Raw genomic sequence first — 13,437 nt, forward strand, 5'->3', positions numbered from 1 at the left:
TTCAAACGGATGCGCCGCAGGCGCTGGGCGCACTGGCAGAGGCGATCCGGCCCTGGCGCACGATGGCGCGCACCGGCCGCTGGCCGAACCAGTAGGCGAGTTCCGCGGCCTCCTGCAAGTCCCACAGCACGAAGTTCGCCGGGCGGTCCACGCCGAGCGCGCCATGCGTGTCCTGCAGCCCCAGCGCCCGCGCCGCATGCCGCGTCACGCCCGCCAGCGCCTCGGGCACCGTCAGCCTGAACAGCGTACAGGCCATGTTGACCATCAGGAGCAAGGACAGGGCCGGCGAGGTGCCGGGGTTGTGGTCGGTGGAGACGGCCATCGGCACGCCGGCGGCCCGCAGCTCTTGAATAGGCGGCAGGTGCGTGTCGCGCAGCGTGTAGTAGGCGCCGGGTAGCAGCACCGCCACGGTGCCGGCGGCGCGCATGGCCTCGATGCCGGCGGGCGACAGGTGTTCGATGTGGTCGCACGACAGCGCGCCGTAACGCGCCGCCAGCGCCGCGCCGCCCATGTCGCTGAGCTGTTCGGCGTGCAGCTTCACCGGCAGGCCCAGCGCCTGCGCGGCCCGGAAGACCTGCTCGGTCTCGGCGAGCGAAAAAGCGATGCGTTCGCAGAAAACGTCCACCGCATCGACCAGGCCTTCGGCGGCGAGCGCGGGCAGCATCTCCTGGCAGACGAGGTCGATGTAGGCCTGGCTGCGGCCGGTGTATTCGGGCGGCAGCGCGTGCGCGCCGAGGAAGGTGGTGCGCACCGTCACGCCATGGGCCTCGCCCAGGCGCCGCGCCACGCGCAGCTGCTTGCGTTCGTGCGCCAGGGCCAGGCCGTAGCCGGACTTGATCTCGATGGCGCACACGCCTTCGGCCAGCAGATTCTCGAGCCGCCGGCTGGCGCTGGCGAAGAGTTCGTCCTCGCTGGCCTCGCGGGTGGCGCGCACGCTGGCCACGATGCCGCCACCGGCCTGGGCCACCTCTTCGTAGCTGGCGCCGGCCAGCCGCATGGCGAACTCGTTGGCACGCTGGCCGCCGTAGACCAGGTGGGTGTGGCAATCGACCAGGCCCGGCGTGACCAGGGCACCGCCGCCGTCGAAGCGCGGGAGCGCCTGCAGGTCGGCGGGCAGGGCGCCGCGTTCCCCGATCCAGCGGATCCGGCCTTGCGTGACGGCGATGGCGGCGTGGGCGCCGGCGGGCAGGTCCACGCCGGAGGCCAGGGCGCCGGGTATGAAGCGAAGGTGCTCCCAGAGGCCGTCGGCGCTGGGGCCGGCGGTGGAAACCATGGAGGCGGTGGAGGCTGTGGTCATCGGTTCACCCGTGGGTTGGTTGCCGCGAACAATCGTCGTTTGCTATTGAATGTGTAGCTGCTTGCGCAGGTATCCATTGCGTCAGAGGCACTTTTTATTCATGAATTTTCACCACCACCAGCAGGGCCCCTGCCTGCTGCGGTGTGGCGCGCCACCGCTGCGGCATGCCGTGCCACCAGGCCCACCAGGCACCGGTGCCGGCCGCGCAGGACAGCGCGGCGCCGTCGGCCTGCAGCTGCCATGCACCGCCCCAGGCCAGCACCAGCCCGTGTTCGGCGGGCACCACATCGGCCGCGCCGCGCAGCACCTGGACGTCGGCCCGCAGCCGGCCGCGCCGCGTCATCACGTTGAAGTCGGTCGAGGGGCCGCCGAGCAGGTCGCAGTCCAGTGCCATGTCGCCCGCGAAGGGAAACGGCACCAGGGGCGTGTCCAGCCGGTGGTCGAGCCCTTGCGGGGTGTGCAGCCGTACGCCGTCGCCGTCGAGCAGCATGATCACCCGGTCCACGCCGGGAAAGGCCGAGAACGGCCCGGCCGCCGCGATGGTGGCGATGCTCACCCGCCAGTCGAAGCCGTCCATGCCCGCGCCGGGCGGCTGGCAGACGATCTCGCGCGTGGTGCCACCGCCGTTCTTCCACGGCGTGGCGGGCAGGTCGGCGATGGCGAAGCGGTGCAGCATGGTCGTTCGGCCTACTTCACTTCACCATCGGCAGCTTCAGCCCTTGCTTCTTCGCCGTGGCGATGGCGATGTCGTAGCCCGCGTCCGCATGGCGCATCACGCCCGAGCCGCTGTCGTTCACCAACACCCGCGCCAGGCGCTCGGCGGCGGCGTCGGTGCCGTCGGCCACGATGACCATGCCCGCGTGCTGCGAGTAGCCCATGCCGACGCCGCCACCGTGGTGCAGGCTGACCCAGGTGGCGCCGCCGGCGGTGTTGATCAGCGCGTTGAGCAGCGGCCAGTCGGAGACGGCGTCAGTGCCGTCCTTCATGGATTCGGTCTCGCGGTTGGGGCTGGCCACCGAGCCGGTGTCCAGGTGGTCGCGGCCAATGACGATCGGCGCCTTGAGTTCGCCGTTCTTCACCATCTCGTTGAAGGCCAGGCCGGCGATGTGGCGCTCGCCTAGACCGAGCCAGCAGATGCGCGCCGGCAGGCCCTGGAAGGCGATGCGGTCACGCGCCATGTCCAGCCAGCGGTGGGTGTGCTTGTTCTCGGGGAACAGTTCCTTGATCTTGGCGTCGGTCTTGTAGATGTCTTCCGGGTCGCCCGACAAGGCTACCCAGCGGAACGGGCCCTTGCCTTCGCAGAACAGCGGGCGGATGTAGGCCGGCACGAAGCCGGGGAAGTCGAACGCGTTCGCCACGCCTTCGTCGAACGCCACCTGGCGGATGTTGTTGCCGTAGTCCACCGTGGGGATGCCCATGGCCTGGAAGTCGAGCATGGCCTGCACGTGCACGGCGCAGCTTTGGGCCGCGGCCTTGGTCAGGGCGGCGTGTTGCGCCGGGTCCTGCTGCGCGGCCTTCCATTGCGCCACGCTCCAGCCGGCGGGCAGGTAGCCGTTGATCAGGTCGTGGGCCGAGGTCTGGTCGGTCACCAGGTCGGGCTTGATGGCGCCAGCCCCACCCGATTTCACGCGGCGCACCAGCTCGGGCACGATCTCGGCCGCGTTGCCGAGCAGGGCGATGGAGACGGCTTCCTTCGCGGCGCAGTGCTGCGCGATCAGCTCCAGTGCGTGGTCGATGTCGCGCGCCTGCTTGTCGACGTAGCGCGTGCGCAGGCGGAAGTCGATGCTGCTCTGCTGGCATTCGATGTTCAGCGACACCGCGCCGGCCAGCGTGGCGGCCAGCGGCTGCGCGCCACCCATGCCGCCGAGGCCGGCGGTCAGGATCCACTTGCCCGCGAGGCTGTTGTTGTAATGCTGGCGGCCGGCCTCGACGAAGGTCTCGAACGTGCCCTGCACGATGCCCTGGCTGCCGATGTAGATCCAGCTGCCGGCCGTCATCTGGCCGTACATGAACAGGCCCTTGCGGTCGAGTTCGTTGAAGTGCTCCCAGTTGGCCCATTTCGGCACGAGGTTGGAATTGGCGATCAGCACGCGCGGCGCGTTGGCGTGGGTCTTGAACACGCCGACCGGCTTGCCCGATTGCACCAGCAGGGATTCGTCGTCTTCGAGCTCGCGCAGGCTGGCCAGGATCTGGTCGAAGCAGGCCCAGTCGCGCGCCGCGCGCCCGATGCCGCCGTAGACCACCAGCGCCTGCGGGTTCTCTGCCACCTCGGGGTCGAGATTGTTCTGGATCATGCGGTAGGCGGCTTCAGTGAGCCAGCTCTTGCAGTGCAGGTCCGTGCCGCGCGGCGCGCGGATCACTCGGGTGGTGTCGATGCGCGGATCGGCGGAGGGGGCGTTCAGAAACTTCTCGGGTGCGTTCATGGTGGCGTCCTTCAGTGAAGAGGGTTGGGAAAGAGGGGCTCAGCCCGGTTGCCGGCGCGCGGAGGCCGTGGGCGCGATGCGGGCGGCGTGGGGCGCTTCGTGCGAGGGGTGGTCCGCGGGAAAAATCATGGTGGCAGGCACTTTCATGGTTTTCTTGGCCAGAGGGTAGTAGGCAAGGCAGGTCACCGCCAGGCTCACGATCCATGACACATCGGCACCGCCCAGCATGATGGCGATCGGGCCCTGGTAGATGGCCTGGTTCAAGAACGGAATCTGCACCACCACCCCCAGGCAATAGCAGCCCAGCGCCACCCAGTTGTAGGCACCATAACGGCCATTACAGTCGTACAGGGCGGGGATGTCGACCTTCTCCTTCGAGATGAGGTAGTAGTCCACCAGGTTCACCGCGCTCCACGGCACGAAGACCGCGAGCAGCAGCAGCACGAAGTTCTTGAAGTTGTTCAGGAAGTCGGCACTGGCCAGCCAGGCGAACAGCACGGAGAGTGCGACGAATCCCACGATGTACAGCACGCGTGCCATGGGGGAAATCTTCGTCTTCTGATTGAACGCGCTGACCGTGGTCAGAATGGTCATGAAGCCGCCGTAGGCGTTGAGGCAGTTCACCGTGAGCTTGCCGGTCACGATCACGAGGTAGATCACCACGGCCAGGTTCGGGCCGGCCAGGTCGCCCATGAAGCCGACCTGGTTCTTGATGAAGTTGCCGCCGACGGCCGCCACCAGCACCCCCAGGGTCATGGCGATCTGGGCGCCGGAGACGGTACCCAGGAAGGTCGACCAGAAAGTGGCGGCGGTGGAGGTCCGCGATGGAAGGTAGCGCGAGTAGTCGGCCACATAGGGGGCATAGGTCATCTGCCAGCCTGCCGACAGCGCGATGGTCAGCAGCAGCGAGGACACCGAGAACGGCTTCTGGCCGAACGCGCCGGCCACGTCGTATTGCGAGAACAGCTGCACCGCGAGATACAGGAAGCCCAGCATGCCGATCACCGTCGAGACGCGGCCCATGACGTGGATCAACCGGTAGCCAACGACGGCCACGATGGCGGTCATCGCACCGAAGATCACCATGCCGACTTCGGGCGCGCTGGCACCCAGCATGCGGTTGATGGCCTGGCCCGACAGCACCGTGCCGGTGGCGGCGAAACCCAGGTACATCAGCACCACCATCAACAGCGGCACCGATGCCCCCTTGACGCCGAACTGCACACGGCTGGAAATCATCTGCGGCAGGCCCAGGCGCGGGCCTTGCGCCGAATGCAGCGCCATCACGATGCCGCCGAGCAGGTTGCCGATCAGGAGGCCGATGATGGCCGTCAGGGCTTCGGCCCCGAACACGATGGCGAGAGCGCCATCGACCACGGCCGTGATCTGCATGTTCGCGCCGAACCAGAGCGTGAACTGGCTGCCCGGCGTGCCGTGGCGCTCGCGCTCGGGAACCATGTCGATGGTCCGGGTTTCCAGAACCCCCTGGGACGTGTTTGGATCGGTGTTCATAGGTGTTGTCTCACTCCATGTCGTTTCACGCCAAGTCGCCCAGACCGGTTTCCCTTCCGACCCTGGGGGTGCGGTTTTTCATGGGGGACATGTCGAGGTTGACCATACAACATCCTGGCATTTTTTATAAGTTGTATATACCAATTATGGGTAACACTTGAGATAACGTCAACCGCTCAAACAACGCGATCCCTTCGTACAAACCCTATGGTCCATCCCGCTTCCCCCATGGCTGCCGTGCCGGCGTTCCAGCGCATCAAGGACCATGTGCTGCAACAGATCCAGTCGGGAAAATGGCAGGAGGGCGAGGCCATTCCGAGTGAAGCGGCGCTGGCGCTGCAGTTCGACGTGTCGCGCATGACGGTGAACCGGGCGTTGCGCGAGCTGACGGCCGAGCAGACGCTGGTGCGTGTGCAGGGCTCGGGCACCTTCGTGGCCCAGCGGAAGTACCAGGCTACGCTGGTGCAGCTGCGCAACATCGCCGACGAGATCGCGGCGCGCGGCCACGTACACCGCGGCGAGCTGCAGCGGCTGGAGCGCTGCCGGGCCGACGCGGTGCTGGCCAGTCAGTTCGCGCTGCCGGCCCAGCAGCCGCTGTTCCACTCGGTGGTTGTGCATTTCGAGAACGGCCTGCCGATCCAGCTCGAAGACCGCTACGTGAATCCGGCCGTGGCGCCCGACTATCTGGCGCAGGACTTCGCGAGCCAGACGCCGAACGCCTACCTGATGCGTGTGGCGCCGCTGCAGGGTGTGCACTTCTCGATCGAGGCCTGCATGGCGCCGCCCGAAACCGCCGAGCTGCTGCACATGGCGCCCATGGAGCCCGCGCTGGTGCTGCGCCGGCGCACGCTGTCGCAGGGCCAGGTGGCATCGGTGTCGGCGTTGTGGCATCCGGCTTCCCGTTACCAGTTCACGGGCAGCTTCTGAGCGGCAGCGCTCAGCCGGCGTGGCTGGGCAGCAGCGTCTGCAGTGCGGCCGGCAAGGCCGCGCCCAGTGCCCACTGGCGCATGGCTTCGATGTCGGGCGCAAGGTAGCGGTCGCGTTCCAGGTAGGCGACCTGGCTGCGGATGCGTGCGAACTCGGCCTCGACCAACGGCGAGGACAGCAGGGTCTGGCCCCCTGCGCCGCGCTTGAGCTCGATGCCCTGGGCCGCGCACATGGCCTCGATGCCGATCACCACGGCCGTGTTGTCGACCATGGCGCCGAGCCGGCGCGCGGCGTAGGTCGCCATGGACACGTGGTCTTCCTGGTTGGCCGAGGTCGGCAGGCTGTCCACGCTGGCCGGGTGCGCGAGCGACTTGTTCTCCGACGCCAGCGCCGCGGCCGTGACCTGCGCGATCATGAAGCCGGAATTGAGGCCACCATCGTGCACCAGGAACGGCGGCAGGCCCGACAGCCCGGTGTCCAGCAGCAGCGCGATGCGACGCTCGGCGATGGCGCCGATCTCCGAGACCGCCAGCGCGATGATGTCGGCCGCGAACGCCACCGGCTCGGCATGGAAGTTGCCGCCAGAGATCACCTCGCCCGTGTCGGTGAAGACCAGCGGGTTGTCCGACGCGGCGTTGGCCTCGGTCACCAGCACGCGCGCGGCGTGCACCAGGTTGTCCAGGCAGGCGCCCATGACCTGGGGAATGCAGCGCACCGAGTACGGGTCCTGGACCCGGCCGCAGTCGGCATGCGAGGGCACGATCTGGCTGCCGTCCAGCAGGGCGCGCACGGCGGCGGCCACGGCGATCTGGCCCGGCTGGCCGCGCGCGGCATGGATGCGCGCATCGAAGGGCTTGATGGAGCCCTGGATCGCTTCGAGCGACAGCGCGCCCGACATCAGCGCCGACGCGAACACGTTCTCGGCACCGAACAGGCCGGCCAGCGCAAGTGCGGTCGACACCTGCGTGCCGTTCAGCAGGGCCAGGCCTTCCTTGGGACCAAGTACGAAGGGTTCCAGGCCCACGGCGCGCATGGCCTCGGCGCCGCTCACCGTCCGGCCGTCGGCCAGGGTGGCCTGGCCCTCGCCGATCAGCACGCAGGCCATGTGGGCCAGCGGCGCCAGGTCGCCCGAGGCACCGACCGAGCCCTTGCACGGGATGCGCGGCGTGACGCCGGCATTGAACAGCGCCAGCAGTGCATCGACCAGCGCCGGCCGCACACCCGAATGGCCGCGCGCCAGGCTCACGGCCTTGGTCGCCAGCACCAGGCGCACCACGGCCGCGTCCAGCGGCTCCCCGGTGCCCACGCTGTGCGACAGCACCAGGTTGCGCTGCAGGTCGGCCAGGTGGTCGTTGCCGATGCGCGTGCTGGCCAGCTTGCCGAAGCCGGTGTTGATGCCGTAGACCACCTCGTCGTTGTCGACGATGTGCTGCACCGTGGCGCGGGCGGCGTCCATGGCGGGCGCGGTGGCGGGGTCCAGGGCCAGCGTGATGCCGCCGGCATGGACGCGGCGCAGGAGGGCCAGGTTGACGTGGCCGGGGTGCAGGGTCTGGGTGGTTGTGATCATGTCTAGTCCTGTATATACAAGTTGTCTTGTCGAGATGATAGAAGAGCTTTTCGGCCGGGTCAACAGTGTCGGGTCGTCAACCCGCGACGGTGTTGCCGTCGGTGCGGAACCGACTGCCCAACCGGTAGCGCATGCCGGGGTGCAGGCAGCGGACGATGGTGATCGGGGTTTCGCGCGCCCAGGTGCGGCGCGTGAGCAGCAGGCAGGGCTGGGTCGGGTCCATCTGCAGCAGTTCGGCCTGCTCGCGCGTGGGCAGCACGGCGTCGACCACATGCTCCATCTGGTCGAGCAGCACGGTGCGGATCAGGAAGTCCGTGGGCTGTTCCTTCAAGAAGTCCTGTTGCGCGAAAGTCGGCACCATGCGCGGGCTGACGTAGCGGTCCTCGAGTTGCATCGGCACGCCGTCCTCGAGGTGCACGCACACCGAGTGGAAGACCGACTCCCCGGTGTCCAGGCCCAACGCGGTGGCCACGTCGAGCGAGGCCGAGATGCGCTCCACCGTGATCACCTTGCACTGGTAGTCGTGGCCACGGCGGCGGATGTCCTCGGCCAAGCTCACGATCTGCAGCAGGTTGGCCTGCGGTTTCTCGTCGGCCACGAAGCTGCCCACGCCGGCGATGCGCCTGATGCGGCCCTGCTCCACAAGTTCGCGCAGCGCGCGGTTCACCGTCATGCGCGACATGCCGAACTGCACCACCAGGTCGTTTTCCGACGGCAGGCGGTCGCCGGCCTTCCAGGTGCCGTCCTGGATCTTGCCCGCGATGAAGTCCTTGATCTGCTGGTACAGCGCGACGTTGGACGGCGGCGCCGTCTCCACGGCGGCCGTCCCGGCACGGGCGGCGGTGCGTACGATTTGCAGGCGTGAAGGCATGGGGGCGGGTTTCCGGTGGAAGGGAGGGCGGTCGGTGAAGCGGGTCAGTGTTCCGCCGCGGCCATGGACTCGGCGCGGATTTCTTCCGTCAGCCGTGCCTTGAGGTCCATGAATTCCGGCGAAGTCTTGATCGTATAGTGCCGCGGGTGCGGCAGGTTCACCGCGATGTCGGACTTGATGCGCCCCGGCCGCGCGCTGAACACGGCCACGCGGTTGGCCATGAAGATGGCTTCGTCGATGTCGTGCGTGACGAACAGCACGGTCTTGCGCGCCAATTCCCAGATGCCGAGCAGCAGCTCCTGCATCAGCACGCGGGTCTGGTTGTCCAGCGCGCCGAAGGGCTCGTCAAGCAACAGGATCTTCGGGTCGTTGGCCAGCGCGCGGGCGATGGCCGTGCGCTGCTGCATGCCGCCGGAGAGCTGTTTCGGAAAGTGGTTCTCGAAGCCGCGCAGCCCGACCTTGGCCATGAAGTAGTCGCTGCGTTCCTTCTGCTGCGCCTCGCCCATGCCGCGCTCGCGCAGGCCGAAGCGGATGTTCTGCGCGATGGTGAGCCAGGGAAACAGCGTGTAGCTCTGGAACACCATGCCGCGGTCGGCGCCCGGGCCGTCGACGGGGCGGCCGTCCAGGAGCACGCGCCCGGTGCTGGTGTGCTCCAGCCCGGCGACGATGCGCAGCAGCGTGGACTTGCCGCAGCCCGAGGGGCCGAGGATGGTGACGAAATCGTTGTCGTTGACGTTGAAATCCACCGGCAGCAGCGCCTGGGTGCGCTGGCCCTTGGCGGTTTCGAAAACGCGGGACACGCCCTGAATGGACAGTTGGCTCATCAGATGGAACTCCAGGCGAAGAGTTTGCGGTTGAGGGCCTTGAACGCGAGGTCCGAGACCAGGCCGATCAGGCCGATGACGATGATGCCGAAGATGATCTGCCCGGTGTTGAGCAGCGCCTGGCTGTCGGTGATCATGTGGCCGATGCCGCTGCTTGATCCGATCAGCTCGGCCACGATCACGTAGGTCCAGGCCCAGCCGAGCACGAGGCGCAGCGTCTCGGCGATGCCGGGGGCCGCGCCGGGAATCAGCACGCGGCGGATGATGCCCTGGTCGCTCGCGCCCAGGGTGTAGGCGGCCTCCACCAGGTCGCGCCGCGCGCTGCCCACCGTCACCGCGACCATCAGCGTCACCTGGAAGAACGAGCCGATGAAGATCACCAGGATCTTCTGCATCTCGCCGATGCCGGCCCACAGGATCAACAGCGGAATGAAGGCCGAGGCCGGCAGGTAGCGGCAGAAGGAAACGAAGGGCTCGAAGAAGGCCTCGACCCCCTTGTACGCGCCCATCGCGATGCCCAGCGGCACCGCGATCACGCTGGCCAGCACGAAGCCGCCGAGCACACGCCACACCGTCATGCCGATGTCGTGGATGAAGTTGTACTCGGTGAACAGCAGCCAACCCTCGCGCGCCATGGTCAGCGGGCTGGCCAGGAAGGTGGGGGAGACGAAGCCGCCGAGCGTGAAGATCGCCCAGACCAGCACGAACAGAACGAAGAAGCCGAGGCCCAGCAGCCAGCGGGTGTTGGCGGCCACGGGCTGCAGCGGCGCCAGGTGGCGGCTGCGCCGGCGCTGGGGGGCTTCGGCGAGGTGGGGCGGTACTTGTACGGTGTCCATGACCAGGTGATCCAGAGGGTGGTGCCGAGGGTGGGGCTTACTTGATGAAGCTGTCGTCGAAGGTGACGGCCAGGTTCTCCGGCGCCTTGCGGATCACGCCCGACTCGAGCAGGATCTTCTCGGATTCCTTCATGAACGCGGTGAGCTCGCCGGCGAAGAACTTCTGGTTCGCGGCCTTGTCCTGCCAGCGCAGGTAGGCGGCGGACTTCGCGAACTGCTCGCCGGTCTGCTTCACGGCCGAGCCCATCAGCTCGTTGGACTTGGCGGGGTCGGCCTTGATCATGTCCAGTGCCTGGAAGTAGGAATCGGCCAGCGCCTTGGCGGCCTTGGCATTGGCCTTGAGCCAGGTGGGTGCGCAGCCCACGGTGTCCATCACCATCGGATAGTCGATGGTCGTGGCCAGGATCTTGCCGGCGGCCGGGTTGTCGCGTACCGTGGAGAGGTAGGGCTCGTAGGTCATCGCCGCTTCGTTCTGGCCGGCGACGAAGGCTTGTGCCGCGGCCTGCGGGGCCAGCGTGGTGAGCTTCACGTCCTTGAGCGTCATGCCGTTCTTGTTGAGCATCCAGGCCAGCGCGAAGTAGGGCGACGTGCCGGGCGCGTCCACGCCGATGGTCTTGCCCTTGAGGTCGGCGAAGCCCTTGATGTCGCCGCGCACCACGATGCCGTCGGCGCCGTACGACTTGTCCATCTGGAAGATCTGCACGATGGGCACGCCGTTGGCGTTCCAGGCCACGTGGGTCTCCACCGTGGTGGCCGCGCACTGGATGGCGCCCGCGGCCAGCGCCAGGTGGCGGTCTTTCTGCGGGATGAACTTGATCTCGACGTCGAGCCCGTTCTTCTTGAAGATGCCGGCCTTGTCGGCGAGGGACAGCGGCGCGAAGCCGGTCCAGCCCGAGATGCCCAGCACGACCTTCGTGTCCTGCGCGTGCGCGCCCGTGGACAGGCTTGCCACGCACGCACCCAGCGCCATCAGCGCAGCCAATCTTTTGACGGTATTACCCATTGCCAACTCCAAGTGTTCGGAAAAAATGAGGGAAATTCGGACGCCATGCCCAGCAAAAAATCTGTGCAAGCGGCCATTTTTGGCCGGCGAATATGTACATGTATATACAGGATAACCCTGGCCTTAGCGGTTGAAATGGTGCCAAATCACCAAGCTGGGGCTAATGGTTGCGCAAAATGGTGCAAATCATGCAGCGCATTCGCGACGATTTGTCTATACAGGCTGCTGGCGCGCCGGTTGTGACATGGATTGCAAACTTCGGGCCATGTCAGTGGCGCCCGGCCGCCCGTAGGCACCGACGCGCACCCTCGGGGGGGCAGCACCATTCCAAGCATGGAGCGAAGCGATGGGCGTGGGGGGTGTTTCATTTCCGCCGGCCGCGGCGGAACGCTCAAACGGCCGCCGCCAGGCTCAAGGCCACGGCCTCGGCGACCTTGATGCCGTCCACGCCGGCCGACAGGATGCCACCGGCGTAGCTCGCGCCTTCACCCGCGGGATACAGGCCGCGCGTGTTGAGGCTCTGGAAGTCGTCGCCGCGGCTGATTTTCAGCGGCGAAGAAGTGCGGGTTTCCACGCCGGTCAGCACCGCATCGGCCAGGTCGAAGCCTTTGATCTTGCGGCCGAACACCGGCAGGGCTTCGCGGATCGCGGCGATGGCATAGGCCGGCAACGCGGTCGACAGGTCGCCCAGGCGCACGCCGGGTTTGTAGGACGGCTCCACCGCGCCGAGCGTGGTGGAGGCGCGGTTCGCGATGAAGTCGCCCACGAGCTGGCCCGGCGCCTCGTAGGTGCTGCCGCCGAGCACATAGGCGTTGGATTCGAGCTGGCGCTGCAGTGCGATGCCGGCCAGCGGATGGTAGCCCTGGCCCGGCGGCAGCGCGGTGCCGACGTCGTCACCGATGGCGGCGCGCAGCGCAGCGGCGTCCTTGGGAAAGTCTTCGGGCGTGATGCCGACCACGATGCCCGCATTGGCGTTGCGCTCGTTGCGTGAATACTGGCTCATGCCGTTGGTCACCACGCGGCCCGGCTCGCTGGTGGCAGCGACCACCGTGCCGCCGGGGCACATGCAGAAGCTGTAGACCGAACGGCCGCGTCCCTCACCATGTTGCGCATGGTGCACCAGCTTGTAGTCGGCGGCGCCCAGCAGCGGATGGCCCGCATGCCGGCCCCAGCGCGCGCGGTCGATCAGGCCCTGCGGGTGTTCGATGCGAAAGCCGATGGAGAACGGCTTGGCTTCGAGGTACACGCCGCGCGCGTGCAGCATGGCGAAGGTGTCGCGCGAACTGTGGCCCAGCGCCAGCACCAGGTGCGTCACCGGGATCGTGTAGCTCTGCCCCGTGGCCTGGTCGAGGACGGTCGCGCCCCGCAACTGGCCGTCTTCGATCGCCAGGTCGGTCACGCGCTGCTGGAAGCGGATCTCGCCACCGAGCGCAATGATCTGCTCGCGCATGTGCTCCACCACCTTGACCAGCTTGAAGGTGCCGATGTGCGGATGGGCGGCCACGAGGATCTCCTCGGGCGCGCCGGCCTTCACGAATTCGGTCATCACCGTGCGGCCCAGGTGGCGCGGATCCTTGATCTGGCTGTAGAGCTTGCCGTCGGAAAACGTGCCCGCGCCGCCTTCGCCGAACTGCACGTTCGATTCGGGATGCAGCTCGCTCTTTCGCCACAGGCCCCAGGTGTCCTTGGTGCGCTCGCGCACCGTCTTGCCGCGCTCGAGCACGATCGGCCGGAAGCCCATCTTGGCCAGCATCAGCGCTGCGAAGATGCCGCACGGGCCGAAGCCGACGACCACCGGCCGCAGGGGCAGCAGCGCCGGGGCTTGCGCCGGGGCGTTGTACGTCATGTCCGGCGCGGGGCGGATGTGCGGGTGGCCGGCGTGCCTGGCGAGCAGTTCGGCCTCCAGCGCCGCATCGAGCGCCACGTCGACGATGTAGACCTGCAGCAGATCGGCCTTGCGCGCGTCGAAGCTGCGCTTGAAGATCTGGAAGGACTGGAACTGCGCGGCCGTCACGCCGAGCGTCTGGGCGGCAAGTTCGGGCAGCGCGGCGTCGGCGTGCTCGAGGGGGAGCTTGAGTTCGGAGATGCGGATCATGGGGCCTCGGGGCTTGTGTTTATCAAGCAAGGGGTGGGATTTTACGGGAGCGCGCGCCGAGGAGGCGGTGGCGGTCGGCGGC

Annotated in this window: 11 protein-coding genes; 1 reads left to right on the forward strand and 10 read right to left on the reverse strand. The window is 67.6% G+C overall.

The window, feature by feature from the left end:
- Position 1: 1 nt before the first annotated feature.
- The 4 genes from hutI to RD110_RS04070 form a co-directional block, all read right to left on the reverse strand.
- Positions 2–1,297 carry an imidazolonepropionase gene (gene hutI / locus RD110_RS04055; RefSeq protein WP_076196938.1) on the reverse strand — a complete coding sequence of 432 codons (1,296 nt, stop codon included), beginning with the start codon at positions 1,295–1,297 and terminating at the stop codon, positions 2–4.
- 94 nt (positions 1,298–1,391) lie between these two features.
- Positions 1,392–1,973, reverse strand: coding sequence for a HutD/Ves family protein (locus RD110_RS04060; protein WP_076196940.1), 582 nt, complete (start codon positions 1,971–1,973; stop codon positions 1,392–1,394).
- A gap of 16 nt (positions 1,974–1,989) precedes the next feature.
- Positions 1,990–3,720 (reverse strand): urocanate hydratase, encoded by a 1,731-nt coding sequence (gene hutU, locus RD110_RS04065; protein ID WP_076196942.1) that lies wholly within the window; start codon positions 3,718–3,720, stop codon positions 1,990–1,992.
- 39 nt (positions 3,721–3,759) lie between these two features.
- Positions 3,760–5,232 carry a purine-cytosine permease family protein gene (locus RD110_RS04070; RefSeq protein WP_076196944.1) on the reverse strand — a complete coding sequence of 491 codons (1,473 nt, stop codon included), beginning with the start codon at positions 5,230–5,232 and terminating at the stop codon, positions 3,760–3,762.
- Between the two features lie 228 nt (positions 5,233–5,460).
- Here RD110_RS04070 and hutC (RD110_RS04075) point away from each other — a divergent pair, with 228 nt between their 5' ends.
- Complete coding sequence (gene hutC / locus RD110_RS04075) at positions 5,461–6,159, forward strand: histidine utilization repressor (RefSeq protein ID WP_394329438.1); 699 nt, start codon at positions 5,461–5,463, stop codon at positions 6,157–6,159.
- Between the two features lie 10 nt (positions 6,160–6,169).
- Here the strand turns inward: hutC (RD110_RS04075) and hutH are convergent, their stop codons facing one another.
- From hutH to RD110_RS04105, 6 genes are all read right to left on the reverse strand, one after another.
- Positions 6,170–7,726 carry a histidine ammonia-lyase gene (hutH, locus tag RD110_RS04080; RefSeq protein WP_076196948.1) on the reverse strand — a complete coding sequence of 519 codons (1,557 nt, stop codon included), beginning with the start codon at positions 7,724–7,726 and terminating at the stop codon, positions 6,170–6,172.
- A 76-nt stretch (positions 7,727–7,802) separates the two neighbouring features.
- Entirely contained in the window at positions 7,803–8,597 is a 795-nt protein-coding gene (hutC, locus tag RD110_RS04085; protein ID WP_076196950.1) for a histidine utilization repressor, read from the reverse strand.
- Positions 8,598–8,641: 44 nt separating this feature from the next.
- Positions 8,642–9,421, reverse strand: coding sequence for an ABC transporter ATP-binding protein (locus tag RD110_RS04090; RefSeq protein WP_076196952.1), 780 nt, complete (start codon positions 9,419–9,421; stop codon positions 8,642–8,644).
- Entirely contained in the window at positions 9,421–10,257 is an 837-nt protein-coding gene (locus tag RD110_RS04095; protein WP_076196954.1) for an ABC transporter permease, read from the reverse strand. Before RD110_RS04095 ends, RD110_RS04090 begins: the two co-directional genes overlap by 1 nt.
- A 37-nt stretch (positions 10,258–10,294) precedes the next feature.
- Positions 10,295–11,260: an ABC transporter substrate-binding protein gene (locus RD110_RS04100; protein ID WP_076196956.1), complete on the reverse strand. Its 966-nt coding sequence runs from the start codon at positions 11,258–11,260 to the stop codon at positions 10,295–10,297.
- Between the two features lie 391 nt (positions 11,261–11,651).
- On the reverse strand, positions 11,652–13,355 hold the full coding sequence (locus RD110_RS04105; protein ID WP_076196958.1) for an NAD(P)/FAD-dependent oxidoreductase: 1,704 nt from the start codon (positions 13,353–13,355) through the stop codon (positions 11,652–11,654).
- Between the last annotated feature and the right edge of the window lie 82 nt (positions 13,356–13,437).

It is taken from the genome of Rhodoferax koreense, assembly GCF_001955695.1.
GTDB lineage: Bacteria > Pseudomonadota > Gammaproteobacteria > Burkholderiales > Burkholderiaceae_C > Rhodoferax_B > Rhodoferax_B koreensis.